We start from the raw sequence: 26,266 nt of genomic DNA on the forward strand, positions 1-26,266 counted from the left end.
GAAGATCCTTATTGGCGCCAGAAGATTCTTGCATAATCCAACGGCGGGTGGTACGAACGGAGGGCCCCAGAGCGCGCGAACCGTCGATGGCTCCCGCCGGGACAGTCATGGCACGTGAGCCCAGCCGCCTCCGGATGCCTCACCCGCGGCGCCGTGGCCTCTCAGCGAGTCGGAGGAAGTCATGTCCATCACGGTCACCAAGCTGGCGCCCGAGATCGGTGCCGAGATCAGCGGCTGCACGGGACGTGATCTCGTCAACGAGGCGGCTGCCGCTGGCTGCAAGGCCGCTCTGGACCAGTACGGCGTGCTCGTGTACCGGGAAGTACACATCGAGGACGGCGACCTGGTCCGGTTCAGCCGAATGCTGGGCGAGGTCGTGGTGCCGAAGGTCAACGACCCCGGCGGGCACCCTGAGATCGCCCGCATCACGCTCGACCCCGACAAGAGCGTCCTGGCCGGCTATCGGCAGGGGAACTTCCTCTGGCACATCGACGGCGCAACCGACGCGCTTCCTCAGAAGGCGACGTTGCTCACCGCTCGGGAGGTCGACCCCGCTGGTGGCGACACGGAGTTCGCCAACACCTACGCGGCCTACGACGCRCTCTCCGAGCAGGAGAAGGCCGAGATCGCCGACCTGCAGGTGATTCACAGCTTCGCGACCGCCCAGCGCATCGCCTACCCCGACGCCACGGACAAGCAGCGGGCCGGCTGGGAACAGGTGCCGCCAAGAGTGCACCCGCTCGTGTGGACCCGTGCGAACGGGCGGAAGTCCCTCCTGGCCGGAGCGACCGCAGGGACGGTCGTCGACTGGCCAGAAGATCGCGGCAGGGCACTGCTAGACCGTCTGCTCGAGTGGTCCACCAGCCCGCGGTTCACTCTTCGGCACCGGTGGCGCCGCGGTGACCTGGTGATCTGGGACAACACCGGGATGCTCCATCGAGCCTTGCCCTTCGAGCCGACCTCACGTCGGCTGATGCACCGCACCACGCTCGTCGGCCAGGAGCTCGTCACAGCCCGGTGACAGGGTGACAACACGAGAACCCGGAAGGCAGGCAAACCGTGCTGGACGTGCGGCTGGTCGCCGACGCGCGCATGACGATGGGCGAAGGACCGGTCTGGGACGTCGACCAGGACCGGCTTTACTGGGTCGACGTCTTCCAGGCGACGGTGCACCAGTGCGCCCTCGACGGCGGCGAACCGCGGAGCACCAAGTTCCCCGGCCGCATCATCGCCTCACTMGCCTTGCGCAAGGACGGGGGGACTGTCGTGACCTCCGGCACTGAGATTCACCTGTTCGACCTCGACACGGCCGAATCCGAACTGATCTTTGATGCCGGTCGAGGCCCGGGATTCGGCTTCAACGACGGAACCGTCGACCGTCAGGGTCGTTTCGTCACCGGACTGGCCGACGGGGCGCTCGTCAAGGCGATTGACTCCGGACAGGGTGACCTCGCGCCGTCGGGCAGCCTGTATCGCGTCGACACAGACCTCAGTGTCCACACCATCGGAGATCCCATCGGCGTCACCAACGGCCCCTGCTTCGACAAAGACGGCACGACCTTCTACTGCAACGACAGTGTGCTACGCCGCCTGTACGCCTGGGACTACGACACCGCGACAGGCGAGGCCACCGAACGCCGGGTCGTCGCCCAGTTCGAGGACGGCGTCGTCGTCCCGGACGGCACCACCGTCGACGATCAGGGCTGTCTCTGGGTGGCTGCCTACCACGGTGGCGAGATCCGCAGATACGCGCCGGACGGCGCCCTCGATCGGCGTGTACCCGTGCCCGTGGCCAGCCCGACCAGCGTCGCATTCGCCGGACCGGACCTGGACGTCCTCGTCGTGACCTCCCGCGGCGGCAACACCGCCGGAGGCGACAACGGCCGCGTCCTCGCTCTTCACGGTTTGGGCGTACGAGGCCTGCCCGAGTCCAAATTCGGATAGCCCGCGCCCCGCGGTGCCTGGAACACCCGATCTGGCCGAAGGGACGTCAACCGATGGCAGGAAAACTCGACGGTAGGGTCGCGATCATCACCGGGGCCGGTTCCGGTATCGGGCGCGCGAGCGCCCGCCTCTTCGCCGCGGAAGGCGCACGGGTCGTCTGCGCGGACTTCAGCGGCAAGGAGACGCGGACGGCCGACGAGATCGGAGCCGCCGGTGTCGCGGTCCACGTCGACGTCGCGGTGGCCGCGGACGTAGAGAGGATGGTCGCCACCGCGGAGGACCGGTTCGGCAAGCTCGACATCCTGTTCAACAACGCGGGCGTCGCCGGGCCGAAGATGCTTCTCACGGAGCAGACGGAGCAGGACTTCGACCGTGTCGTCGCCGTGAACCTCAAGGGCGTTTTCCTCGGAATGAAGTACGGCATCCAGGCGATCCTCCGCAACGGCGGCGGATCCGTGATCAACACCGCGTCGGCGGCTGGCCTCGTGGGCTGGCGGAAGAACGCCGTCTACGGAGCCTCCAAGGGCGGCGTGATCCAGATGACCAAGGCCGCAGCGCTCGACTTCGCGAAACAGGGCGTGCGGATCAACGCCCTCTGCCCGGGCATGACCTGGACAGGAATGGTCCCAGGATCAGACGACCTGCTGGAGCCCCCCGCCGACGTGCCCGCACCTCCACAGCCGATGAGTCGGTGGGGCCTGCCGCGCGAGCTCGCGACCGCTGCTCTCTTCCTCGCCAGCGACGACTCGTCGTTCGTCACCGGTGTCGCCCTTCCTGTCGACGGGGGCTACGTCGTTGGCTGACAGCCGGCCGTTCCGCTTCGCGGTCCAGACCACGACCGCGACCTCCGCCTCCGAATGGCGCGACCTCGCACGCCGGGTCGAGGACCTCGGCTACTCGACCTTGTTCCTCGCCGACCACTACCTCGGGCCAGGACCAGTCAGCACCCGGACACTGCTGCGCCCGCAGCACCTTGCCCCCATCGCCGCGATGGCCGCCGCCGCCGCGTGGACCTCCACGCTACGGATCGGCTGCCGGGCGTTCTGCGTCGATTACCACGTGCCCGCCGCGCTCGCCAAGGAGGCGGCGACCATCGACCTGCTCTCCGACGGCCGCCTCGAGTTCGGCATCGGCGCCGGCACCAACCAGGCCGAGTACGAAGCCATGGGCCTCACCTTCCACGACGCCCCCCAGCGCGTGACCAAACTCAAAGAGGTCATCACCCTCGTCAAGRCACACTGGTCCGGCGAGCCGATCGTCGTCGACGGCGACCACGTCAGAGTCCGCGGGTACGCCGGGCTACYGCGTCCAGTCCAGCGTCCTCGTCCCCGAATTCTCATCGGCGGATCCCGCAGGCGGGTCCTGTCTCTGGCTGCGCGCGAAGCCGACATCGTCAGCATGGCCAACGTTCCCTGGCAGGCTCGCAACGACGCGGGACTCACCCCGGCGGAAGAGGCACGGCGGCGGCACGACATCATCCGCGACGCGGCCGGCGACCGATACCCGCAACTGGAGCTGGAGAGCTCGCCCTACCTGGTGTCCGTGACCGACGACGCGGACAGCGTCCTGACCCGGTGGTCAGCCCGGCTCCACAAAGCGATCCCAGAAGCCCAGCCAGACCTGCTGAGAAACCATCCGAACGTACTCGTCGGATCGCCCGACGGCATCCACGACCACCTGCAGGAACGCCGCGACACCATCGGCGTCAACTACATCACCATCCCCCGTGGACAGATCGACGAGTTCGCGCCCGTCGTCGCGGCACTGACGGGCCGCTGACAGTACRCAACAGGCCCGTGCTCCCTCGCACCCGGACGGGCCGCCACGCGCTCCCCGCAGTCTGCCTGGCGCCGAGCAGCGCAGATGCAGCGAGCCGGCGCGATCCACCGCCGCCACATAGAGGACCTTTTATATGACGAGGCGGCGAACGAGCCAGGACTGAACGGGAAACCCATCGATGGCTTTGGGAGATTCGAGTGGCCCCACCTTCCGGACCTTGAGTTCTAGCGGTGGTTGCAACACCACGCCCGAAAGGTGCTGCGGTGACCGATCCCGACGCAACCTCCGCAAGCGCGGCCCCGAGCCCGAGACCGCCAAGCATGATCACTACCTTCGCCTGATGGCGCAGGGCGTGAGCAACTCGGCAGCGTGCCGGGAGGTCGGGATCAACCGCAGGACCGGCGCCCTGGGTCCTGCGGATCTGCTCTGGAGCGCGGCTGAGGTCCATGCGGCGGCATGCTGGGTCCTCGGCCTCGACCGAGCGCCGGGCACGTCCGGCACCTGGGACCGGATCCTGGAACACGTCGTGGTCAAGGACGACTCGGTCGGCGCCGTCGAATGGGAGGTGTCGATCGACTCGTCGATCGTGCGCGCCCACCARCACGCCGCCGGGGCACCCCACGCCGTCCCGAAAGATCAAAAGGGACGGCCTGATCAACGGACACACCCGGGAGACCGCCCAGGAAGCGAAGGCTCTCGGCCGGTCGAGAGGTGGGCTGACCAGCAAGATCCATGCCGCGGTGGACGGGAAGGGCCGTCCCCTGTCGGTGGTGCTGACCGCCGGGCAGGTCAACGACTCGACCCAGTTCGTGCAGGTCATGGACGGTATTCGGGTGCGACGCGACGGTCCCGGCCGGCCACGGACCCGCCCCGACCATGTGCTCGCCGACAAGGGGTACCGCGCGAAGGCGATCCGCGCCGAGCTGCGCCGACGCGGCATCGGCCACATGATCCCCGAAGCGCCCTGGCGACCCGCTGCACCAAGCGCGCCCACTACTTCCGCAACGAGATCACGATCGCCCCGATCTTCATCTGGCTCAATGATCCACGAGAAGCTGCCTAGCCGAGATCCGTGACGACGACCTCGGTGCGCTCGCCCGCGGCGACACCGACAACCAGGGCCAGCGCAGCCCACTGGCGAACGACGCCCGGACGCTGATCCGCCGGTTTCGCGGCTACGAGGACATTATCCTCCGATTCGCCGTCGACCTGGCCGTGCCGTCGTCGACCCTCACCGGAGGCGGACGTGCCCCACCTGACGACCCGGGAGCAGGACGTGCTGGCGTTGCTCTCGACGAGCTTGCCGAACCGGGGCATCGCCGAGCGGCTKGGCATCAGCGAGAACGCACGACGGGTCCACTGACGGTACGTTGACAGGGTACTTCCGATCTAGATAACGTACCCTCGCCTGATCTCCGCTCAGTCAAGGAGCGCGCATGTCGCACGTATATGACATAGATGTCCGGATTCCGATGCGTGACGGCGTGGCCTTGGCCGCCAACGTGTGGCGCTTGGCCGACGGTACGGGGCCGACGCTGCTCGTGCGCCTTCCGTACGGCAAGGACAGGTTGGGCACGGCCACGGCCTCTGACATCCTGCCGAATTTATTGGTCTTGCTGGAGGCCGGCTACGCGGTGGTCATGCAGGACTGCCGGGGCACGAACCGCTCGGAAGGCGAGTTCGTTCCGCACATGGCCGACCGGGCCGACGGCGAGGACACCGTCGCCTGGATCGCCGACCAGCCGTGGTCCGACGGCGTCGTGGGCATGTACGGGGCCTCCTACCTCGGGATGGTTCAGTGGGAAGCCGCCGCGACCGGCTCATCCGCCCTCAAGGCGATCGCGCCGTCGCTCACCTCGATCGACAACTACGAGGCACCCTGGTATTCGGCGGGCGGTGCGCTCTCCCTGAGCCTGGTCACATTCTGGAACGCCCTGATGTACGCGGCCGACGCGCAGCGGTCGCTGGAGGCCGGCAAAGGCTCGTTGTCCCAGGTGCAGGAGCTCTTTGCGGCGGTCCTGGCTCCCGAGCCCCTCAACGACGTGCTTCCGACGGCCGAGGTTCCGGTTCTGGCGGCCTACGGTAAATGGGGGAACGACTGGCTTGCCCACCCGTCCCACGACGACTACTGGGACGCGATGGAGCTCACGCCCGAGCTCAAGAACGTCACCACCCCGGCGCTGAACATCGGCGGCTGGTACGACCTCTACATCGGGCAGACCGTCCGCACCTTCGTCGCCGCCCGCCAGAACGCCGGCACCGCGCAGGCGCGCGAAGGCCAGCGACTGGTCATCGGTCCGTGGGATCACGCGTCCTACCGTGGCATCTATCCCGACCGCTCCTTCGGCCCGATGGCCGCTGCCCAGATGATGGGCCTGACCGACCTGTATCTGAAGTTCTTCGACCGCTGGCTCCGCGGCGACATCAGTGCCCTCGACGGCGTGGCCCCCGTGAAGATCTTCGTGATGGGCGTCGACCAGTGGCGCGACGAGCAGGACTGGCCGCTGCCCGACACGAAGTGGACCGACTTCCACCTCGGCAGCGCCGGCCACGCCAACACCGCGGACGGCGACGGCGTGCTGACGACCGAGCCACCGGCCGTCGCCGAGCATGACACCTACCTCTACGACCCGCGCCGCCCGGTGCCCACGGCCGGCGGGGCATGCATGCCGACGACCCTGGGGTTCTGCGGTCCGGTCGACCAGCGGACCGTCGCCGGCCGCGGGGACGTCCTGTGTTTCGCCAGTCCCGTGCTCGCGGAGCCCGTCGAGGTCACGGGTCCGGTCAGCCTGACCCTGTTCGTCTCCTCGTCGGCGGCGGACACCGATTTCACCGCCAAGCTCGTCGACGTCTTCCCCGACGGCAAGGCGATCAACCTGTGCGACGGTATCCTGCGCGCCCGCTATCGCAACGGCCTCGCCACGGAAGAGCTGATGGAGCCCGGCATGGTCTATGAAATCACCGTCGACCTGACCGCCACCTCGAACGTGTTCCTGCCCGGTCACCGCATCCGCCTGGACGTTTCCAGCAGCAACTTCCCGCGCTACGACCGCAACACCAACACCGGGGGCTTCATCGCCCGCGAGGCCGAAGCGCAGATGATTCCCGCGATCAACCGCATCCATCACGGGCCGAGCCACCCCAGCCGGCTGGTCCTTCCGATCATCGACCGGAAGCAGCAGCAGTGAGCGCTGCCGGCCGGGTCGCGGAACTGAGCGCGGAATTCACGGCTCCTGTCCTCGACGTGGCGTGGCTGCTATGCGACCGGCACCCCGCCRACCGCGTCGCGTTCATGGTCGTCGACTACCCCGATGCACCGTCCACCCTGTCCTTCGGAGAACTGGCCGCGAGCTCGCACCGCTGTGCACGGGCGTTGCAAGGGCTCGGTGTCGGTCCCGGCGACCGGGTGGCGACCCTGATGGGCAAGAGTACCGACCTGGTCACGCTCATCCTCGCGATCTGGCGGCTCGGTGCGGTCTACGTCCCGCTGTTCACCGCGTTCGCGCCCCAGGCCATCGCCCTGCGGCTAGAAGGCTCGGGCGCGCGCGTCGTGGTCGTCGACCCCGACCAGCGTCACAAACTCGACCCGGGCCCCGACCTGCCGCCCGACCCCGAGCGCCGCGTCGTCGTCGCCGGCGCCGGCGCCGGCGAGTCCCTCGGTGACGCGTGGCTGTCGGACCTCGTCGCCGCCGCGTCGCCGGAGCCGGTGCCCTCGGTCACCACGAGCGGGGACGGCCCGCTGGTGCACATGTTCACCTCTGGCACCACCGGCAAGCCCAAGGGGGTGATCCACCCCGTCTCCTACATCGCCGGATGGCAGATCTACCTGGAGTACGGCCTCGGCGTCACCCGGGAGAGCAGCTACTGGTGCGCAGCCGACCCCGGATGGGCCTACGGGCTGTACGCCGCCATCGCCGCTCCACTGGCCGCCGGCGTTCCGAGCCTGCTCCTGGCCGGCAAGTTCTCCGTCGAGGCGACGTGGCGCACCCTCCTCGAGCACTCGGTCACCGACTTCACCGCCGCCCCGACGGTGTATCGGGGTCTGCGCTCGTCGTCGGTGCCCGTGCCGCGGGGGCTGAGCCTGGAACGGGCGTCCAGCGCGGGGGAACCACTCACCCCCGAGGTCAACGACTGGGCCGGCGCCGCGCTCGGCCTCGCCGTGCACGACCACTTCGGCCAGACCGAGGTCGGCATGCCGCTGGCCAACCACCACCATCCGGAACTCGCCCGTCCCCTCAAGGCCGGATCGATGGGCCGGCCGGTGCCCGGCTGGAGCCTCACGGTTCTCGCCGACGACCAGGACGAGCCCGTCGAACCAGGCGTGCTCGGCCGGGTCGCCATCGACGTCGCCGCGAGCCCGTTGATGACTTTCCGCGGCTATCAGGTCCCCGGGCAGAGCGACGCCAAGTTCACCGCCGACGGGCGCTGGTACCTCCTTGGTGATGCCGGGCGGTTCGACGCCGACGGCGACTTCTACTTCTCGTCCCGCGACGACGACGTCATCATCATGGCCGGGTACCGCATCGGGCCGTTCGAGATCGAGAGCGTTCTCGCCCAGCACCCCGCCGTCGCCGAGTGCGGCGTCATCGGCGCACCCGACGACGCCCGCGGGGAGGTCATCGAGGCCTACGTCGTCCTCCGCCGCGGCCACGACGCCTCGCCGACCCTGATCACCGAGCTCCAGGACCTCGTCAAGACCCGCTACGCCGCCCACGCCTACCCGCGCACGATCCACTTCATCGACGCCCTGCCCAAGACACCCAGTGGCAAGACGCAGCGTTACCTGCTTCGCCGCGGCCGACGAGACGAGCTCTCCCAGGAGGTACGTTGATCGGCGGCGAACCCCTGCTCGTCCAGCAACGCGGTGCTGTCCGGTGGTTGCTGCTCAACCGTCCCGAGCGGCGCAACGCCCTCGACGTCACCCTGATCGAAGCCCTGGACAAGCAGATCACCAGTGTCGAAGCCGATCCCGCCACCGCGGTCGTCGCGGTGGCGGGCAACGGGCCGAGCTTCTGTGCCGGCGGGGACTTCCACCAGTTCCTGGAACTGCACGACCGCGGCCACAATCCGGTCCGCTTCCTGACCGACGTCTCGGCTTGCTTCAGCCGCATCGCCGCCGGCACCAAACCGTGGGTCGCCGTGCTGCACGGCCATGCCGTCGCCGGGGGCCTCGAACTCGCGTTGGCCTGTGACGTCGTTGTCRCCGCCGACACCACGCTCATCGGCGACGGTCACCTCACCCGCCGGCTCGTCCCAGCCGGCGGATCCAGCGTCCGGCTGCCCGCCGCGGTCGGACGCGGCCTCTCACGCTGGCTCCTGCTCACCGGCGAGCTGCTGCCCGCGACCGCGTTCGCCGACACCGGCTGGATCCGGGCGATCGTGCCCGAAGCAGACCTGCGCGCCACGGCGGACCGCATCTGCCGTCAGCTGGCTGGCCGCGCCAGTCCCGCCCAGCAGCGGCTCAAGGCGTTGCTGCACCGCATCGACGGCGTCGCACCCGAACACGCCCTGGGTGAGGAACTGGCCACCTTCGCCGACAACTGGCCGGCGAGCTCAGTGGCCGATGCCTTGCGCGCTTTTCTCGATCCCGAATCCACGAAAGCCGACGACCAATGAATCGCTACCAAGGACGCGTCGTCGCCATCACCGGTGGCGCACAGGGCCTGGGTCTCGCCATGGCCACCCGCTTCGCCGCCGAAGGCGCCGCGGTCGCATTGGCCGATGTCAACGGCGAAGCCCTCGAAGCCGCCACCAAAACAATCACCCACGGCGCCGAACTCCGCAGCGACGTGGTCGACGTGACCGACTCCGCCCAGGTCGACGCCTGGATCGCCGGCGTCGCCGATGATCTCGGCCGTCTCGACGTCCTTGTCAACAACGCCGGAATCATTCGCGACAACCGGATCGAAGATATCACCGACGACGATTGGCGCGCGGTGCTCGACGTGAGCCTCACCGGCAGCTTCCTCTGCGCGCGCGCAGCGTTCGGGCCCATGAAGCGCCAGGGCTACGGACGCATAGTCAGTTTCTCGTCCATGTCCTGGCGCGGGAACTTCGGGCAGAGCAATTATGTGGCCGCCAAGGCCGGCCTCGTCGGCCTGACCCGCACCCTCGCGCTCGAGGGCGCGCGCCACGGCATCACCGCCAACGCCATCGCCCCCGGCCTCATCGAGACCCCCATGCTCGCCTCGATGAACGGCCCCGCGCGCGACAAGCTGACGAGCAAGATTCCGATGCRCCAGACCGGCAGGCCGGAGGACATCGCCGAAGCCGCAGCGTTCTTGGCCGCTGAAGCCGCCGGTTACATTACCGGTGTCGTGCTGGACGTGGACGGCGGCATCTCCATCGGATCCTCGATCCGGTGACAGCGCTCGTCCTCGCGCTCAGGCCGGTGGCGCGCTGAGACCGTGCAGCAGGAGATCCGCCATTTCGGTGTACGCCTCACCCGCGCTCAGGCCGCTGCTCCGCAAGAGCACTCCGGACTGGATACCTTCGATGGCCATGGCCACGAGCTGCCCGGCGAAGTTTCCGTCGATCGGCCGCAGCGCGCCCTCCTTGACACCCTCGGCGATCAGCTCCTGGACGCGCCGAGCCGCGGYCGCGGAGTTCGTCCGGTAGATGCTCGCGGTTGACCGGAGCCCGATCATGTCGGCGTAGAACTGGGTCGAACACCGGCTCATCGCCCGGCCGACCCCCGACAGGTAAGTTGGAATGCGCAACCCCGGGTCGGCCACGTCGGCCACGGCCTGCTCGATCTGTTCGGTCGCCCGCCGGAAGAATGCCTTTGTCAAGGCCACCACCAGATGCTCCTTGGTCCCGGCCACGCTGTAGAGCGTCGCCTTCGAACAATGAAGCCGGCGCGCCAGATCGTCCATACTCAGCGCCAGGAAACCCTCGGCGAGCACGAGTTCCTCGAGATCGTTGAGCAACTGGGCGCGGCGTTCGGGGTCGACCCGCCGTCGCCGCGCCGAACCGTTGCCGGTGTCGTGCACTCCGATCATCAGAGGCCCCGTCATCACCCACCCAGTATGACCTGGCGGGGAGGGGTCCTGTCCGGCCCGGGCGGCCGTGGCGCCCAGCGCGGCCTGGAGCGGTGCGCCAGCCGGGTCAGCCGGTACTCCAGGCGGGGCAGCACACTGGTCCCACCGGTGCCTCCCATCCCGATACGAAGATCCACCGATGTGGACGACGCCCGAGGCCGGGGTGACGGGTCCTCGACCAGGCCACCGACGCCACCGGTCCCCGCGGGGCCAGKCCTACCGCGCTGCTTCATTCTGAACACTTGTTCGGCTCGGAAAATGATGTAGAGGCTGGCGTCTTCACTGGACATCGCCCCTGGCCACGGCCCGAGTAGCGACCAGCCGGACAGAGATTTCAGGACCAGCAACCAAGATCGAAGGGTTCGGATGCCGGTACACATGGTCCACCACGCTCCGCAGTTGGCATCTGACCTGGGTTAATAGGTTTGACCTATTAATCGAGATGCCCGGTAGACGCCTAAACGGGCAGGTAGGCGGCCCGCCTCCTGGTTCGTACGGAAAGATGGTCCTCGCCCGACGGCCCACACGTGGCTGCTGTAAGTGACATCTGGCTCCACGCCGCGACGTCGAAGAAGCAGCTCGCGTGAAGGCGCTGCCCGGGATTCCAGTCCGAGCCGCGCTGGCCCGAGCACCCTGCGCACACCACGGAAGCCGAGGCAATGGGCAGACGGGTGCCACGGCGGGCGCGCCTCTCCCGAATCGAACAGGGCCGGGTCAGACGGGATTAATCGCCCTTGCTGCCCGAAGTGGTGCTTTTATCCGCACACGGCGATCTCGCTCTCAAGGTTTCCGGCGCAGTCCGCTGGACCGTCTCATTCAGTGCGCATTCCTCTCATTTCCCCTGACCAGGTGCCGYCCGCGAACAGTGCGGTTGGATAGGCTGCGACCACGCAACTACTAGCTGTGGGCGAGTCGGAGAGCGGTGAACGTATTGAACGATCGGTTCGGATGGGGATCCCCTTGAGGTCACCAGCGGTCGAAGGTGCCGCGCTGGCCGCCGCCATGGGAGTCGGGATATGGGAACGCGAGTTCCCGAGCGGTCGACTGGTCTGGGACGGGCTCACCGCCGAACTGCATGCCCTCCCGCCGGACTGCCGCGGCGGGACGCTGGACACGCTTTACGCTCATGTCCCCGCTGGAGAAGCCCAGTCAGTGCGGGCGTCGGTAGAAGCGTCCGTACAACCGCCGACCTGCGATGGGACGCCGACCGGCGGGCGGTGGTCTACGGCGACGGCCTCGCGTTGCTCGACGACGGGCCTGAGAAGCCGGTGCGGATCTGGAGCCGTCTGGGCCGGCGCCCCCTGCTGGCCTGCGGGAACTCGAACGGTGACATAGAGATGCTCACCGACGCCGCCGAAGCACCCCACGGGCTCGCGTTGCTCGTCCGCCACGACGACCCCGAACGCGACGGACCGGCGTACGACACAAGCGCCGAGCGGGCCTTGGACACCGCCGCCCGTCGGGGATGGCTGACCGTAAGCGTCCGCGACGATTGGGCTCGCCTGTTCCCGGAGGCCGTTCCCGCGCGTTGACGCGTGGATCGGCGCGAGCCTGTCCCCCGGGAGCGTCACCGTCCGTAGCCTCTGAGAGGCGGAAGCGTAGCGGACGTCCGAGACTGCAGGCAGCCGCGGAACGCCGGCGCGGCACACGGGGCGGGAATCGCTCAGCGTGTGAGGAGACAGGCCATGTCAGACGCGTTCCGCGGTGTCGTGAATCTCGATGTCCGCGACTCGGTGCCCGACTGGGCGCCGTACGAGCAGCCGAAAGCCGCGGCCGGCTCGCCCAACGTCGTGTGCATCGTCCTCGACGACGTCGGCTTCGGGGCGATGAGCTGCTACGGCGGCCCGATCAAKACCCCGAACATCGACCGCATCGCCGCGAACGGTCTGCGCTACGCCCAGTGGCACACCACCGCTCTCTGCTCGCCGACCCGCTCGGCGCTGCTGACCGGGCGCAACCACACCACCAACGCGATGGCCTGCATCAGCGAGGCGGCAATCGGCTTCCCCAACGCCAACGGCCACATCCCGCCCGAGTGCGCCACGCTCGCGGAGATCCTGGTCGACAAGGGGTATCGCACCGCGCTGGTCGGCAAATGGCACCTGTGCCCGGAGGACGAGATGAACCTCGCCTCCACGCGGCGCCACTGGCCCACGGGTCGCGGTTTCGAGCGGTTCTACGGATTCCTCGGCGCCGAGACCAGCCAGTGGTACCCGGACCTCGTCCACGACCAGCACCCCGCCGAGCAGCCGGCGACGCCCGAGGAGGGTTATCACTTCAGCGTCGACATCACCGACAAGGCCATCCAGTACATCGACGATGTCAAGGCCATCGCGCCCGAACGGCCTGTCTTCCTCTACTACGCGCCCGGCTGCGCCCACGCTCCGCACCAGGCACCAGGCACCAGGCACCAGCCGAGTGGATCGAGCGGTACAGTGGCCGGTTCAATGCCGGGTACGAGGCGATGCGCGAGGAGATCCTTTCCCGCCAGAAGGCGCTTGGGYTCGTCCCGGAGAACACCGAGYTGCCGCCGTTGAACCCGATCGGCACTCCCGAGACCCGTACCGGACCCGGCGGTGAGCCGTTCCCCGCCGTGGACTTCACCCGCCCCTGGGCGTCGCTGAACGAGGACGAGCGCAAGCTTTTCGCCCGGATGGCCGAGGTCTACGCCGGGTTCCTGTCGCACTGCGACGACCAGATCGGCCGGCTGCTGGCCTACCTGGAGGACATCGACCAGCTGGACAACACGATCTTCGTCGTGGTTTCCGACAACGGCGCGAGCGGTGAGGGCGGCTCAAACGGCTCGGTCAACGAGAACAAGTTCTTCAACAACGTCGCCGACGACCTCGCCAGGAACCTCGCGATGATCGACAAGCTCGGCAGCGTCGAGACCTATGGCCACTACCCCAACGGCTGGGCCATGGCGTTCAACACGCCGTTCAAGATGTGGAAGCGGTACTCGTTCAACGGCGGCACCTGCGACCCGTGCATCATTTCCTGGCCGGTCGGTATCAAGGCCCGCGGCGAGATCCGCRACCAGTACCACCACGCGGTCGACATCGTCCCGACCATCCTGGACTGCCTCGGCCTGGACCTGCCCGGCACCGTCAAGGGCTACCCGCAGACCCCGCTGCAGGGCGTCAGCATGCGCTACAGTTTCGACTCCGCCTCGCTGCCTTCGGCCAAGAGCACGCAGTTCTATTCGATGCTCGGCACGCGCGGCCTCTGGCACCAGGGCTGGAAAGTCGTCACCACCCACCCCGCGATCAGCGGCTGGGGCGAGTTCTCCCGCGACACCTGGGAGCTTTACCACACCGACGTCGACCGGGCGGAGCTCATCGACCTCGCCGGGCAGGAGCCGGACAGGCTCAACGAGCTGATCGGCCTATAGTTCTACGAAGCGGGCGTCAACCAGGCGTTCCCCCTCGATGACCGCTCGCCGCTGGAGATCCTCTCCACGCCGCGCCCCACGCTCACCCCGCCCCGCAACCGGTATGTCTACCGGCCCGGGGGCGCCGAGGTTCCCGAATCCGTGGCGGTCAACATCCGCAACCGTTCTTACGCGATCGGAGCTCTCGTCGACATTCCCGGACCGGGAGCGTCGGGTGTGCTGTTCGCCCACGGCGGGCGTTTCGGTGGGCACTCCCTCTACGTCAAGAACGGCCGGCTGACGTACGTGTACAACTTCCTCGGCGACGAGGAGCAGCGGATCATCGCGACCCAGGACCTGCCGACCGGAAAGCAACTCATCCTGGCGGCCTCCTTCGACAAGGACGGGGAAGCATCCCCCGGCGTCGCCACCGGCATTCTCAGCCTCCACTACGGCGACCGAAAAGTCGGCGAGGGCCGCATCCAGACCCAGCCCGGCAAGTTCACCCTCGCCGGCGAGGGCCTCACCATCGGCAGGGACAGCGGCGAAGCCGTCACCTCCGACTACCCCGGGAAGGCCCCCTTCGCCTTCACCGGCGGCACCCTGCACCGGGTGGCCGTCGACGTCAGCGGCGACCCGTATGTCGACCTCGAACGCGAAGCCGAGGCCATGCTCGCCCGCGAGTAGTCCTTCCGTTGGATCTCCCTGAACTTCGAGACCTGCTGGTCTGACGTCGCGCGGCCGGGGCGGCTCGCGCCGCGCGACGATGCCGGACATGATGGCGCCGCCGGTCGTTCGTCGCGGGTCGTGCCGACCGCCCGCCGGCGCAGGACCGGACTGCCCACGGGTGAGACCGTCAACTCCCACCCACGCGCCAGGACCTCGCTCGCCGTCGCCCGACCGAGGAACCAGGTACCCCCGAGCAACAGAACACGCATGCCCAGATGCTGCCGGCTCGATCACCCAGCGCGCCAGGCCATTGCGAACCGACGGCGGTTCACCTGGTCAGTCCACCGCCGGTCTCGGTCGACGTCGGTCGGTCGGCCGTGGCCCAGCTTGCCAGTAGCTGGAGTGCCTGCGCCGACCCGCTGGCCGGCTCGACGGTGTAGGCGATGATCGTCAGTCCGGGGTCGGCTGGCACTGTCAATGCTTCGCCGGTCACCTGGATGTCGCCGACGATCGGGTGGCGCAGTGTCTTCGTGGCGGAGGTGTGCGGCCTGACGTTGTGGGTGGCCCACCACGTTCGGAAGGCTTCGCTCTCGTGTCGAGAGCTCGCCGACCAGATCTGTCAGGTTTCGGTCGTAGGGGTCGCGGCCAGCCTCGATGCGAAGCGCCGCCACGGAATCGCGAGCGACGGCGTGCCAGTCCGCGTAGAAACTCTGTGATCGGCCGTCGAGGAACAGGTAGCGAGCCAGGTTCGGCGACGCACCGGATTCCATCATCTCCGGTAGCAGAGCCGCGCCCAGGCCGTTGACCGCCAGGATGTCGTACCGGCCGCGCGCGTAGGCGGGCAGGCCGGTCATGCCGTCGAGCAGCTGCTGGGCACGCCGTGACCGCAGGAAGTCACGCACCTCAGTCCKGTTGTCCACCGCGCCGACGGTACGCGGCGGCAGTGCCGCGAAACAGGTACTGCCAGTACACGCAACGTCCCTGACTCCCTGACTGGTGCGCTCTCGCGTTGCATGGATCTCGGGCCGTTCGGACCTGTCGAACGCTGGCGAGAGATGCGGATGACGACGAGGCTTGACTCCGGCACCGCGCGGACGGCGCTTGTGGTGTCCGCGTCGCGGGGGCGAAGTGCGGCGCCTGATCAGCCACGTTGCCACCGCCGTTCTGATCTTGCTGACGGCAGCGGCGACGCTCACCCCCGAGCGAACCGGCACGCGCATGGGCAGCTACCCACTGACCGGCGGCATGGCCCGTCGGGACGAAGGAAGGACTCAGCGATGAGCACTCCGGTTCCCACCATCACCTTGAACAACGGTCTGGAGATCCCGGCCGTCGGTTTCGGCGTCTTCCAGACCCCACCAGACGAGACCCGCGACGCCGTCAGCTCCGCGCTGGAGACCGGCTACCGTCACATCGACACCGCCGCCGCCTACGGCAACGAGCGCCAGGTCGGCGAGGCCGTCCACGCCTCGCGGACCGGCCGCGCGGCGGTCTTCCTGGAGACGAAGGTCTGGATCAACGACTTCGGCTACAACGAGACGCTGCACGCCTTCGGCAAGAGCGCCGGCAAACTCGGCGTCGACGAGATCGACCTGCTGATCCTGCACCAGGCGCTGCCCAGCGCCTTCGACCGGACAATCGGCGCCTACCGCGCGCTGGAGAAGCTGCTCGCGGACGGCAAAGTCCGCGCCATCGGGGTCAGCAACTTCATGGTCGACCACCTCACCCACCTGCTGGAGCAGGCGACGGTCATGCCCGCCGTCAACCAGATCGAGGTGCATCCCTACTTCCAGCAGCGCGAGGTCCAGACGTTCGGGGCAGCGCACGGCATCCTGACGCAGGCGTGGTCGCCGATCGGCGGCATCACCTTCTACCGCGAGGGCGAGCACACCAGCACCCTGGAGGACCCGACGATCGTCAAGATCGCGCAGACGCACGGCAGGAGCCCGGCCCAGGTGATGCTGCGCTGGCACCTCCAGCAAGGACGGTCGGTGATCCCGAAGTCGACGAAGCCGCGCCGCATCGCCGAGAACTTCGACGTCTTCGACTTCGACCTCACGAGCGACGAGCTCTCGGCCATCGACCAGCTCGACACCGGCAAGCGCGGCGGACCCGAGCCCAGCGCCATCACCCTCGAAACCTTCGGCCGAGAAATCCCGGAGGCCTGACCATGCCTGTCAGCGACACCTCCGGCCGCGCCGCGGTCGTGACCGGTGCGTCATCTGGCATGGGCGGCGAGGCCACGAGGCCACGGCTCGTGGCTCACCCCGGGCTGCTCGACGGGTCTCGGCCGGGCCTGACCGCGAAGTAGACCCTGTGGACCACGCCCCGGCGCGCACCACGTCGATCTCACGGCGCACCCTGCCGCACGGTGCGCTCCGGGGCGTGGCCGGAGTCCCCGCGATGCCGACGCTCAGCGCCTGCACGTCGTCCAGCGATTCCAGCGGCCCGACCGCGGCCGGCACTCCAAGCAAGGAGACGATGACCAACCAGGCCACCCGACACCCCGCGTCTCACGTCCTGCTCGCGTATTTCTCCCGGGCAGGCGAGAACTACTACTAAGGCGGACGGCGCGACCTGACAGTCGGCAACACCGAGGTGCTCRCACGAATGATCAGCCAGCTGATCTCGTGCGACGTCTTCCGTATCGAGGCCGCGCAACCGTACTCGGCGAACTACAACGACACCGTCGCGCGCAACGTCCGCGAACAAGAAGCGGACAGTCGGCCCGCCATCGCCGGGGACCTGCCTGCCATCGACCAGTACGACACGGTGCTCCTCGCCAGTCCCCGACGGTGACCTGATCCGTGTCGCAGGCACATGACGGGCATTGGAGGATTGCTTTGAAGACCGCCGGCCTGAAGCCAGCGTGGACCACTACCGAGCCCGGCCTTACGACGCCTGGGATCGCCACATCATCCTCGCGATTCTCGCGCGCACCTGCCGGGCCGTCGCCGCTCGCGATCCCCCACCAGCGCTGGCAGCGGCCCCATCCCCGTCCCGCTCCGCTGGATGGAGCCTTTCCTGCGTATCTGAAATGACTGTACGGTGGACCAGGTCGGGACTGACTTGGCTCATGGGACGTCAGCGCGGTCCCGGTCGTCGGCCGGCCCTTCGGTTTCGACAACCCGGCCAGCGCCCCGGCCTCCCGCGCCTTCCGCCATTCCACGATGTGCGTCGAGTACAGGTTTTCCCGGCGCAGGATCGCGCCTTTCGCGCCCAGCGCGGTCGCCGCCTCGTACTCGGTGAGGATCCGCAGCTTGTACGCCGGCGAGAACGTCCGCCGCCGCGCCTTCGGCTCGACCTCGGGGTCCGGCCGCCGGCCTGCGCGCTCGCGTTCCTCCACACGGACATCATCGGCCAGAGGACGCCCGGGCCGTCACCGCCAACACCACGATCTTCTTCTCCCAACCTCGCCCTGGTCACAGGACGATACGGGCCACCTGTCTCATCTCGCCTTGGCAGGTCGGGCTCTTGGCAGCACCTTGTCGTAGAGCTATGGTGCTGACGTATCGAGAACTGTATCCTGCATCCAGGCGGCACGTTGCGGGCGGACTGGCCGAATGTCAGCACGGCATCAGGTGGCACAGAAGGAGCATCGGTGACTCAATCCACGGGCCGTCCGGTCGCGATCGTGACCGGCGGCGGCACCGGCATGGGCCGATCGGTCGCGATCGAACTGGCCAAGGACCACGACGTCGTCATCGTGGGCAGGCGGAAGGAGCGCCTCGAGGAGGTCGCCGACCTGGCCGGGAGCGCGGTCACGCCGATCGCTGCCGACGTGTCCGAGGTTGACGCTGTCGAGGCAGTCGTCGAGTCGGTGATGAGGCTCCACAATCGAATCGACGTCCTGGTCAACTGTGTCGGTGTACGCGCTGCACGCGTTCTCACGACCACGGATCTGCGTGAGGCCGCGGAGATCTGGACCGRCCAACTGAAGGCGAACGCTACTTCCCACTTCCTCATGTGTTATGCCGTAGCGAAACATCTCACGCGGCCGGGCGGGCGAATTCTGAACTTCAGCTCCGAGGGTGTCTACACCGGAGGAATCCGGCCAGGCAATCCCACCTACATCGCTGCCAAAGGTGCGGTGCAGGCGATGACGCTGTGTCTCGCCCGCGAGCTCTCGCCAGAGGGCATCACCGTCAACGTCGTGGTGCCCGGCATCATCGGCGACACCGACATGAGCAGTCAGCTTACGGATGAGGGCCGGGCCGACTACGCAGCCGAGACGCTYGTGGGGCGAATCGGCCGGCCGGACGAGATCGCCRCCGGTGTCAGGTATCTCGTCTCGCCGKAAGCAGGCTTTGTGACAGGCCAGATGCTCACGATCAACGGCGGCRCTGTCCTCGGTCGTTGATGCGATGTCACTACGGAAGAGGCGGTGCTGCTGGGTGACACGGAGACGAGGCCCCGACGAAGTTGACCGTGACGCGCCCGACGGCCACGCGAGGGCCCTGATGGTGGACTACCGAGAAGGGGGATCGATGCGCGCAGCATTTCCCTCGGAACTCGGTGGCGTCGGAGTTCTACGGGTGGGTGACGCAATTACATACTGTTGCCGTACGAAACAGGGATGCCGCGAGGGCACCTCTCCCTGCGCCATCGGACATCGGAGTCGGACATGAGAACACGTGGCGCGGTCATCTGCGGAGTCGGTAAGGGCTGGGAGGTGCGGGAGATCGACCTCGATCCGCCCCGGGCGGGCGAGGTCGTCGTCAAAATGGCGGTGGCGGGGATCTGCCACTCCGACGATCACTACGACTCCGGCGACACCGTACCGTCGCCGGAGATGGTGCGCGGCATGGTCGCGGCCGGGCTGCCGGAGCCGACGATCTTCCCGTTGCTCGGCGGTCACGAGGGCGCCGGGGTCGTGACCGAGGTGGGCCCGGGGATGACCGAGCTGGCCGTCGGTGACCAGGTCGCGGTGTCGTGGATGCCTGCCTGTGCGCGCTGCCGGTGGTGCGTGACGGGGCGCAGCTACCTGTGCGACCGGGGTGCGAACCTGTTCGGCCCGGGAATGGTCACCGACGGGACTCCACGCCGCTTCCTGGACGGCGAGCCGCTGCGGACGATGATGCAGCTCGGAACCTTCAGCGAGCACATCGTCGTGGCCAGCGACTCCCTGGTCAGGATCGATCCGGGCCAGTCCCTCGTCGCCGCCTCGCTGGTGTCGTGCGGTGTCACCACCGGCTGGGGAGCGGCCGTGGTCCAGGCCGGCACCCAGCCCGGTGACACGGTCGTCGTGATCGGCGTGGGTGGTGTCGGGATCAACGCGGTCCAGGGCGCGCGGACGGCCGGCGCCGGGCGGATCATCGCCGTCGATCCGGTCGCGTTCAAGCGGGAGAGCGCCGAGCGCTTCGGCGCCACCCACACGGTCGCCTCGATCGAGGAGGCCATCCCCCTGGTGCGGGAGCTCACGCGTGGCGCGATGGCCGAGCGGGTCATCGTCACGCCGAGCGTCCTGCATGCCGAGATCATGACTGGCGCGATCGCGCTGACCGGCAAGGGCGGTACCTGCGTGCCCGTGGCCATCGCCCCCCTGGCCGATGTGTCGGTGCCGTTCTCACTCACCGAGCTCGTCGGCTACTGCAAGGAGATCAAGGGCAGCCTCTACGGCAACCTCAACCCCCGCGAGTCGATGCCGAGGCTGCTGTCCCTGTACCAGGAGGGAAAGCTCCTGCTCGACGAACTGGTCACCACCACCTACCGCCTGGACGACATCAACCAGGCCTTCGCGGACCTGCACGCCGGGACGAACCTGCGCGGCGTCATCGCCTTCAGCTGACCGGTGGCGCTGCCGCCACCGAGTCTCCGAGGAGTCTCCATGAATCGAACCGAGTTCTTCATCGGCGGGCGCTGGACGCCGCCGGCGGGAACGGATGTCCTCGTCACGACRTCCGCCGTGACCGAGGAGGTCGTGGGCACGTCCCCCGAAGGGGCCACCGCGGACATCGACGCCGCTGTCTCCGCCGCGCGCACCGCCCTGCCGGCCTGGCGGTCGACGCCGCCGGAGCAGCGCGCCTCCTTCATGGAGGYCCTGGCCACCGCGCTGGAGAAGCGGGCGGAGAGCATCGGCCCGCTCGTGGCCCACGAGGTCGRCACTCCGCTGCTGTTCGCCTCGATGGCCAACACGGCGGGCCCCGCCGGCCACCTGCGGTACTACGCCCAGCTCGCGCGCGGACTGGGACAGGATGAGGAGCGCCCCGGCCGGGCGGGGCCGGTCCTCGTCCACCGGGAGCCGGTCGGCGTCGTCGGCATGATCGTGCCGTGGAACTACCCGATCGGAGTGCTGCACTTCAAGCTCGCCCCCGCGCTCGCCGCGGGCTGCACGGCGGTCATCAAGCCGTCGCCCGAGACGGCGCTGAGCTCCTACCTGTTCGCCGAGGCGGTCGAGGAGGCCGGCCTGCCCGCTGGTGTCGTGAACGTGGTCCCGGCCGATCGCGCCGTCGGTGAGCACCTGGTGACGCACCCCGGCGTCGACAAGATCTCGTTCACCGGGTCCACCGCGGCGGGCCGGCGGGTCGGAGCCCTGTGCGGGCAGGCACTGAAGCCCGTGACGCTGGAACTCGGGGGCAAGTCGGCCGCGGTGCTCCTCGAGGACGCGCCGCTCGACCGGTTCCTGGGCAGCCTCGGCTTCGTCTGCCTGGCCAACAACGGGCAGACCTGCGTCAACAACACCCGTGTCCTCGCCCCGCGCAGCCGCTACGACGAGGTCGTGGACGCGCTCGCGGCGGCGGTCACGGCCATGCCGGTGGGYGATCCGCTGGAGCCCTCGACGGCGATCGGGCCGGTGGTCACGACCGTGGCGCGCGACCGCATCGAGTCCTACATCGCCTCCGGCCTCGACCAGGGGGCCCGGCTGGTCGTCGGCGGCGGTCGTCCCGCCGGCCGCGACCGGGGCTGGTACGTGGAGCCCACCGTTTTCGCGGATGTCACCGCCGACATGAGGATCGCCCGTGAGGAGATCTTCGGCCCGGTGCTCGCCGTCCTGCCCTACGACGGGGGCGACGAGGGCGCCGCCGCCGCCGCCAACGACTCGGATTACGGGCTCGGCGGCACGGTATGGACCGGCGACACCGAGCGCGGCCTGCGCTTCGCCCGCCAGGTCGACACGGGCACGTTCGGCGTGAACGTCTACACCATGGACATCGTCGCGCCGTTCGGCGGCCACAAGGCGAGCGGCCTGGGCGTCGAGCTCGGCCCCGAGGGCCTCGACGCCTACCTCAAGACCACGGCCATCTACACGTCCGCCTGAACGCGCAGGGGCGGTTCGGCTTACGGCCGGGCCGCCCCTCCCGCGCTGGCGGCGCCCATCCCGCGCCAACGGCGCTCAGCGGAAGGCACCGATCGGCAGGAGGATCGTGATGGGCGCAGGCACCGGGGCGAGCGAGACCGCGCTGTCTCCCGACGAGGCGCGGACGGCCGCCCGGGCCTGGCTGTCGGACCACTGGGCGGGCGTCGACGACGAGAACTGGCGCCGCGCCCTCGTCACGTCCGGCTGGGCCGCGCCGACCTGGCCCGTCGGGCGCTACGGCCGGGGCCTGTCCCGACCGTCCGCGCGGGCGGCCGCGGCCGAGTTCGACGCCGCCGGGGCGCCGGGCGCCTGCGTCGAGACCGCTCCGTTCCACGACAACCCCTGGATGTACCTGCTCGGGAACACGCTGCTGGCCCACGGCGGCCAGGCGGTGTGCGACCGCTACCTGCCGAGGCTGCTCACGGGCTCCCTCACCCACGGCTGCCTGCTCTACAGCGAGCCCGGCGCCGGTTCCGACCTCGCCAGCCTGCAGACCCGGGCGGAGCTGGTCGGCGAGGGCGAGTACCTCGTCAACGGGCAGAAGATCTGGACGACGGGTGGCCAGGAGGCGCAGTTCGGCCTGCTGCTGGCCCGCACCGACTGGGATGCGCCCAAGCACGCCGGCCTCACCTTCTTCGTCATCGACATGGACTCCCCCGGGATCGAGATCCGCCCGATCCGGCAGATCACCGGCGACGCGGAGTTCAACGAGGTCTTCCTGACCGACGTCCCCGTGCCGGCCGACGCCGTGATCGGCGCGCCGGGCGAGGGCTGGCGGGTGCTCCAGGTGGCGCTGGCCGCCGAGCGCGCGGGGATGGGCGCGGCGGCGCGCGGCCGCGCGGAGGGGAAGGCCGCGGCGGGAACGAGCGATCTGGCGGTCCTGCGCGCGGTCGCGGACGACCTGGTCGAGGCGGCGCGCGCGGCCGGGCGGCTGAACGACACCGTCGTCCGCGACGAGTTGGTGAAGATCCTGTCCTGGCGGCTGACCAACACCTGGACCGGCGATCGCGCCGCCGCCGAGATCCGGCGCGGGCCGTCGTCACTGGCGTCACTGGGCAAGCTGGCGGCCTCCCGGGTCCTGCACGCCGGCACCGACTTCGCCTACCGGATGCAGGGCCGGGCGTCCCTCGTCTACGACGTCGACGATCCGCTGGCCTATCCGGTGGACCGGGCCCTGATGTTCGCGTTCATCAACTCGATCGGCGGTGGATCCGACCAGATCCAGCGCAACATCATCGGCGAGCGGGTCCTCGGCCTGCCGAAGGGCTACGAGCCTGACCGCGGCGTGCCGTTCCGCGACGTGCGCAAGGGCAGCGCGACCCGGCCCGTCAGCCAGGAGAAAAGGCCATGATCAGGGAGTTCAGCGAGGAGCAGCTGGAGCTGCGCCAGACCGTCCGGCGGTTCCTGGCCGAGTATTCGGCCGAGGCGGACGTGCGCCGGACGATGGCGACCGCGTCCGGCTACGACCAGAAGACCTGGGAGGCGATGGCCACCCAGCTCGGGCTGCACGGCCTCGCGATCCCGGAGGAGTACGGCGGCCAGGGCTTCGGCTGGGTCGAGCTCGGCATCGTGTTGGAGGAGACGGGACGGGCACTGCTGTGCGGGCCGTTCTTCTCCTCGGTGGTCCTCGCGGCCAGCGCGCTGTTGGAGTCCGGCGACGAGGCGGCGAAGCGGCGCTACCTTCCCGGCATCGCCGACGGCTCGGTGATCGCGACCGTGGCGCTGCCCGGCGGGGGCGGTGAGCTCGACGTCGCCGCCGAGCTGGTCGACGGCCGGTGGCGGCTGACCGGCCGAGCCGCGCTCGTCACCGACGCCCACGTCGCGCACCTGGTGATCGTCCCGGCGCGTACCCCCGCCGGACTCGGGCTGTTCGCGATCGAGACCGGCAGACCGGCGGACGGCGCCGGCCTGACCAGCGCGATGGGCGCGAACGCCCCGACCGGCGCGGCAGGCAGGACCGACACGGTGGGCAGGACCGACACGGTGGGCGCGACCGGCGCAGCAGGCAGGGCCGGCTCGGACCAGACCGGGTTTCGTACCACGCTGCGGCCGACACTGGACCAGACGCGCCGGCTCGCCGACATCGACCTCGACGCAGTGACAGCGGCCGCGGTGGGTGACCCGACGGGCGGCGAGGCGATACTCGCGCGCGTCCTGGACCTGGCCGCGGTGGGTCTGGCGGTGGAGCAGACCGGCGGCGCCCAGGCCGCGCTGGACATGGCGGTCGAGTACCTGAAGGTCCGGGTGCAGTTCGGCCAGCCCATCGGCGCGTTCCAGGCGCTCAAGCACATGGCCGCCGACGTCCTTGTCGAGGTCGAGACGGCCCGCTCGGCGGCCTACTACGCCCTGTCCGCCGCCGCCGACCGCAGCGACGCGCTGCCCGTGGCCGCACCGCTCGCGGCCGCGTACTGCTCGGACGCGTTCGTCACCGCCGCCCACCAGAACATCCAGGTCCACGGTGGCATGGGCTTCACCTGGGAGATCCCCGCCCACCTCTACTTCAAGCGGGCCCGCTCCAGCCAGCTGCTCCTTGGCGAGCCGGCCTTCCACCGCGCCCGCGTCGCCGAACGCCTCGGCCTCTGACCAACGGCCCGCCGGGCGCCGGCCACAGGTCATCACGGGACTGTCCTGTCCCTGGGCGGCGCCCCCTTTCCCGTTCGGTGGCGGCTTCCTCCCACGCGACCAGGGTCCGCGATCCAGGCCAGAGCGGGACTCAATTCAGCCGGCGACGCCCATGCCGCCGTCGACGGCGGACTCGCCTTCCACGACGGGCGCGATGTTCTCACCGAGAAGCTGCTGGCGCAGGGTCGCCGACAGCCACCGCTCGTACTGGTCCGGCTTCCAGCCCCGGGTGTCGATGAGCTCGCGGTAGACGGCGCCGCGCGACAGCGCCCAGACGACGTCGACCGCGGAGCGGGTCGACACCCCCGGGGCCAGCTGGTCGGAGATGCCGGAGATGACCTCGGTGATCCTGTCGTCGGCGGCCACCCGCAGGCCTTCCCACATCTCGGCGACCTTCGGATCGGCGCGGGTCGCCTCGTCCACGATCATCGAGATCGTGGCGCCCACCTCGAGCTGGTGCCGGATCCAGCGGGCCGCGAGGACCAGCCGGCTGGCCGCGTCCGGCTCGGCCAGCGCCGCCTGGACCAGCCCGGCGAGGTCGGCGTCGCGGAACCACACCCGCCGGATCTCCCGGAGGACCTCGCGCTTGGAACCGAAGATGGCGTAGACGCTGGCCGCCGAGACCCGCGCGGTGCGCGCGATCTCGTCGATCGTCGTCCTCGCGTACCCCCGCTCGGTGAACAGCGCCAGGGCCGCGCGGGCGATGCTCTCGCGGGTCGCCGCCGCCTGGCGCTGGCGAAGGGTGCCGCCGCGAGACGGGTCGTCGATCGGGCGTACCTCCTGGTCCGCCATGGCGCCGCCGCTCCCCATCGTCTCGCCGGTCCCGAGCCTCTTCGACAGCAGAGGTCCACCCACTGAAGCCGAACTGTAGTGCATGACACGACCAGTCGACCTTCGGACAGGGTTGACCCGGCAGAACGCAGACACAGCCGTCCGGCAGCCCAGGGCCGTACCCAGAACTTCATTATCATCCGACTTCTTGGATGTAGGATCCAGCAAGGCAGCGGCGTTTTGTCGACTATCGGAGTCGCGGTAGGAAGCCCGGCGGGGCGCGGGAGGCTCCGACCTGGACGGACCCGACATGAAGGGGCTGGACATGAAGGGGCTGGACACGTGGAGATAGCGGGTGCGGTAGCCGTCGTCACCGGCGGCGCCTCGGGCCTGGGGCTCGCGACGGCCCGGCGGCTGACCAAGGCCGGGGCGGGCGTGGTGCTGCTCGACCTGCCGACCAGCGCCGGTGAGCGGGCCGCCGCGGAGCTGGGCGAGCGGGCCCGGTTCGGCGCGGCCGACGTCACCGACGAGGGCGCGGTCGCCGCGGCCCTGGACCTGGCCGAGCAGCTGGGCGCGCTGCGCGTGGTGGTGAACTGCGCGGGCATCGGCCCGCCGGCCCGGGTCCTGGGCCGGGCGGGTGTCCACTCGCTGGACCTGTTCGCGAAGGTCGTCGGTGTCAACCTGATCGGCACGTTCAACGTGCTGCGCCTGGGCGCGGAGCGGATCGCGCGCGCCGAGCCGCTGCCCGGTGGGGAGCGGGGCGTCATCGTGAAC

26 protein-coding genes and 2 pseudogenes are annotated in these 26,266 nt (G+C 69.3%); 23 read left to right on the forward strand and 5 right to left on the reverse strand.

Annotation, left to right across the window (positions count from 1 at the left end; genetic code table 11):
* Positions 1–181: 181 nt before the first annotated feature.
* The 10 genes and pseudogenes from BL253_RS32250 to BL253_RS32305 all read left to right on the forward strand — a co-directional run bounded on the left by BL253_RS32250 (position 182) and on the right by BL253_RS32305 (position 10,088).
* A complete protein-coding gene (locus BL253_RS32250; RefSeq protein ID WP_076821164.1) occupies positions 182–1,021 on the forward strand; it encodes a TauD/TfdA dioxygenase family protein in 840 nt (279 codons plus the stop codon).
* 38 nt (positions 1,022–1,059) lie between these two features.
* Positions 1,060–1,944, forward strand: coding sequence for an SMP-30/gluconolactonase/LRE family protein (locus BL253_RS32255; protein WP_081438907.1), 885 nt, complete (start codon positions 1,060–1,062; stop codon positions 1,942–1,944).
* 53 nt (positions 1,945–1,997) lie between these two features.
* Entirely contained in the window at positions 1,998–2,747 is a 750-nt protein-coding gene (locus tag BL253_RS32260; protein WP_076821166.1) for an SDR family NAD(P)-dependent oxidoreductase, read from the forward strand.
* The gene (locus BL253_RS32265; protein ID WP_076821168.1) at positions 2,740–3,723 is read left to right on the forward strand and encodes a TIGR03621 family F420-dependent LLM class oxidoreductase; all 984 of its coding nucleotides are present in this window, start codon (positions 2,740–2,742) and stop codon (positions 3,721–3,723) included. Before BL253_RS32260 ends, BL253_RS32265 begins: the two co-directional genes overlap by 8 nt.
* A gap of 496 nt (positions 3,724–4,219) precedes the next feature.
* Positions 4,220–4,682: pseudogene (locus tag BL253_RS45575) on the forward strand (IS5 family transposase); the annotation flags it as partial.
* Between the two features lie 317 nt (positions 4,683–4,999).
* The gene (locus BL253_RS32285) at positions 5,000–5,086 is read left to right on the forward strand and encodes a hypothetical protein (protein WP_420801743.1); all 87 of its coding nucleotides are present in this window, start codon (positions 5,000–5,002) and stop codon (positions 5,084–5,086) included.
* 109 nt (positions 5,087–5,195) lie between these two features.
* Positions 5,196–6,911 (forward strand): CocE/NonD family hydrolase, encoded by a 1,716-nt coding sequence (locus BL253_RS32290; protein ID WP_081438909.1) that lies wholly within the window; start codon positions 5,196–5,198, stop codon positions 6,909–6,911.
* Positions 6,908–8,554: an AMP-binding protein gene (locus BL253_RS32295; protein ID WP_076821172.1), complete on the forward strand. Its 1,647-nt coding sequence runs from the start codon at positions 6,908–6,910 to the stop codon at positions 8,552–8,554. Before BL253_RS32290 ends, BL253_RS32295 begins: the two co-directional genes overlap by 4 nt.
* Complete coding sequence (locus tag BL253_RS32300) at positions 8,551–9,339, forward strand: enoyl-CoA hydratase/isomerase family protein (RefSeq protein ID WP_076821173.1); 789 nt, start codon at positions 8,551–8,553, stop codon at positions 9,337–9,339. Before BL253_RS32295 ends, BL253_RS32300 begins: the two co-directional genes overlap by 4 nt.
* A complete protein-coding gene (locus BL253_RS32305; RefSeq protein WP_076821174.1) occupies positions 9,336–10,088 on the forward strand; it encodes an SDR family oxidoreductase in 753 nt (250 codons plus the stop codon). Before BL253_RS32300 ends, BL253_RS32305 begins: the two co-directional genes overlap by 4 nt.
* Positions 10,089–10,106: 18 nt before the next feature.
* On the opposite strand, the gene BL253_RS32310 is transcribed toward BL253_RS32305, so the two are convergent.
* Both BL253_RS32310 and BL253_RS42565 read right to left on the reverse strand, forming a co-directional pair.
* Complete coding sequence (locus tag BL253_RS32310; protein ID WP_076821175.1) at positions 10,107–10,724, reverse strand: TetR/AcrR family transcriptional regulator; 618 nt, start codon at positions 10,722–10,724, stop codon at positions 10,107–10,109.
* Positions 10,725–11,729: 1,005 nt separating this feature from the next.
* Positions 11,730–11,891, reverse strand: a complete 162-nt coding sequence (locus tag BL253_RS42565; RefSeq protein WP_158230458.1) for a hypothetical protein — start codon at positions 11,889–11,891, stop codon at positions 11,730–11,732.
* A gap of 89 nt (positions 11,892–11,980) precedes the next feature.
* Here BL253_RS42565 and BL253_RS43100 point away from each other — a divergent pair, with 89 nt between their 5' ends.
* The 4 genes from BL253_RS43100 to BL253_RS45930 all read left to right on the forward strand — a co-directional run bounded on the left by BL253_RS43100 (position 11,981) and on the right by BL253_RS45930 (position 14,820).
* Entirely contained in the window at positions 11,981–12,295 is a 315-nt protein-coding gene (locus tag BL253_RS43100; protein ID WP_076821176.1) for a hypothetical protein, read from the forward strand.
* Between the two features lie 153 nt (positions 12,296–12,448).
* On the forward strand, positions 12,449–13,300 hold the full coding sequence (locus BL253_RS45920; RefSeq protein ID WP_274535282.1) for a sulfatase-like hydrolase/transferase: 852 nt from the start codon (positions 12,449–12,451) through the stop codon (positions 13,298–13,300).
* The gene (locus BL253_RS45925) at positions 13,186–14,154 is read left to right on the forward strand and encodes a sulfatase-like hydrolase/transferase (protein WP_274535283.1); all 969 of its coding nucleotides are present in this window, start codon (positions 13,186–13,188) and stop codon (positions 14,152–14,154) included. Before BL253_RS45920 ends, BL253_RS45925 begins: the two co-directional genes overlap by 115 nt.
* Before the next feature lie 141 nt (positions 14,155–14,295).
* Entirely contained in the window at positions 14,296–14,820 is a 525-nt protein-coding gene (locus BL253_RS45930) for a hypothetical protein (RefSeq protein WP_241835329.1), read from the forward strand.
* Between the two features lie 310 nt (positions 14,821–15,130).
* Here BL253_RS45930 and BL253_RS44220 read toward each other — a convergent pair whose 3' ends face one another.
* Both BL253_RS44220 and BL253_RS45585 read right to left on the reverse strand, forming a co-directional pair.
* Positions 15,131–15,418 (reverse strand): MmyB family transcriptional regulator, encoded by a 288-nt coding sequence (locus BL253_RS44220; RefSeq protein WP_241835334.1) that lies wholly within the window; start codon positions 15,416–15,418, stop codon positions 15,131–15,133.
* Positions 15,387–16,022 (reverse strand): annotated as a pseudogene (locus BL253_RS45585) (MmyB family transcriptional regulator); the annotation flags it as partial. The gene BL253_RS44220 and the pseudogene BL253_RS45585, both read right to left, overlap by 32 nt.
* A gap of 57 nt (positions 16,023–16,079) precedes the next feature.
* On the opposite strand from BL253_RS45585, the gene BL253_RS32330 reads away from it, so the two are divergent.
* From BL253_RS32330 to BL253_RS32365, 8 genes are all read left to right on the forward strand, one after another.
* On the forward strand, positions 16,080–16,970 hold the full coding sequence (locus BL253_RS32330; RefSeq protein ID WP_076821178.1) for an aldo/keto reductase: 891 nt from the start codon (positions 16,080–16,082) through the stop codon (positions 16,968–16,970).
* A gap of 148 nt (positions 16,971–17,118) precedes the next feature.
* Positions 17,119–17,364, forward strand: a complete 246-nt coding sequence (locus BL253_RS44225) for a hypothetical protein (RefSeq protein WP_241835330.1) — start codon at positions 17,119–17,121, stop codon at positions 17,362–17,364.
* Between the two features lie 36 nt (positions 17,365–17,400).
* Positions 17,401–17,601: an NADPH-dependent FMN reductase family protein gene (locus tag BL253_RS32335; protein ID WP_420801742.1), complete on the forward strand. Its 201-nt coding sequence runs from the start codon at positions 17,401–17,403 to the stop codon at positions 17,599–17,601.
* Between the two features lie 802 nt (positions 17,602–18,403).
* Positions 18,404–19,162 (forward strand): SDR family NAD(P)-dependent oxidoreductase, encoded by a 759-nt coding sequence (locus BL253_RS32345; protein WP_076821179.1) that lies wholly within the window; start codon positions 18,404–18,406, stop codon positions 19,160–19,162.
* A 264-nt stretch (positions 19,163–19,426) separates the two neighbouring features.
* Positions 19,427–20,590 carry an NDMA-dependent alcohol dehydrogenase gene (locus tag BL253_RS32350; RefSeq protein WP_076821181.1) on the forward strand — a complete coding sequence of 388 codons (1,164 nt, stop codon included), beginning with the start codon at positions 19,427–19,429 and terminating at the stop codon, positions 20,588–20,590.
* Positions 20,591–20,629: 39 nt separating this feature from the next.
* Entirely contained in the window at positions 20,630–22,060 is a 1,431-nt protein-coding gene (locus BL253_RS32355; RefSeq protein WP_076821183.1) for an aldehyde dehydrogenase, read from the forward strand.
* A gap of 109 nt (positions 22,061–22,169) precedes the next feature.
* A complete protein-coding gene (locus tag BL253_RS32360) occupies positions 22,170–23,450 on the forward strand; it encodes an acyl-CoA dehydrogenase family protein (RefSeq protein WP_076821185.1) in 1,281 nt (426 codons plus the stop codon).
* Positions 23,447–24,682 (forward strand): acyl-CoA dehydrogenase family protein, encoded by a 1,236-nt coding sequence (locus BL253_RS32365; RefSeq protein ID WP_076821187.1) that lies wholly within the window; start codon positions 23,447–23,449, stop codon positions 24,680–24,682. The genes BL253_RS32360 and BL253_RS32365 overlap by 4 nt, the downstream gene beginning before the upstream one ends.
* A gap of 135 nt (positions 24,683–24,817) precedes the next feature.
* Here the strand turns inward: BL253_RS32365 and BL253_RS32370 are convergent, their stop codons facing one another.
* Positions 24,818–25,513, reverse strand: a complete 696-nt coding sequence (locus BL253_RS32370) for a TetR/AcrR family transcriptional regulator (RefSeq protein ID WP_158230459.1) — start codon at positions 25,511–25,513, stop codon at positions 24,818–24,820.
* A gap of 321 nt (positions 25,514–25,834) precedes the next feature.
* Between BL253_RS32370 and BL253_RS32375 the strand changes: the two genes are divergently transcribed.
* Positions 25,835–26,266: SDR family NAD(P)-dependent oxidoreductase (locus tag BL253_RS32375; protein ID WP_116438910.1), on the forward strand; the 432-nt coding region annotated here is incomplete at its 3' end.

Origin of the sequence: Pseudofrankia asymbiotica, from assembly GCF_001983105.1 — a bacterium.
Classification (GTDB): domain Bacteria; phylum Actinomycetota; class Actinomycetes; order Frankiales; family Frankiaceae; genus Pseudofrankia; species Pseudofrankia asymbiotica.

Bases quoted from the DNA above. Each gene is read 5' to 3' on its own strand.
- BL253_RS32350 (WP_076821181.1), top strand. From the start codon at position 19,427: ATGAGAACACGTGGCGCGGTCATCTGCGGAGTCGGTAAGGGCTGGGAG.
- BL253_RS32260 (WP_076821166.1), top strand. From the start codon at position 1,998: ATGGCAGGAAAACTCGACGGTAGGGTCGCGATCATCACCGGGGCCGGT.
- BL253_RS42565 (WP_158230458.1), bottom strand. From the start codon at position 11,891: ATGAGCGTAAAGCGTGTCCAGCGTCCCGCCGCGGCAGTCCGGCGGGAG.
- BL253_RS32330 (WP_076821178.1), top strand. From the start codon at position 16,080: ATGAGCACTCCGGTTCCCACCATCACCTTGAACAACGGTCTGGAGATC.
- BL253_RS32360 (WP_076821185.1), top strand. From the start codon at position 22,170: ATGGGCGCAGGCACCGGGGCGAGCGAGACCGCGCTGTCTCCCGACGAG.
- BL253_RS32290 (WP_081438909.1), top strand. From the start codon at position 5,196: ATGCGTGACGGCGTGGCCTTGGCCGCCAACGTGTGGCGCTTGGCCGAC.
- BL253_RS32370 (WP_158230459.1), bottom strand. From the start codon at position 25,513: ATGGCGGACCAGGAGGTACGCCCGATCGACGACCCGTCTCGCGGCGGC.
- BL253_RS32365 (WP_076821187.1), top strand. From the start codon at position 23,447: ATGATCAGGGAGTTCAGCGAGGAGCAGCTGGAGCTGCGCCAGACCGTC.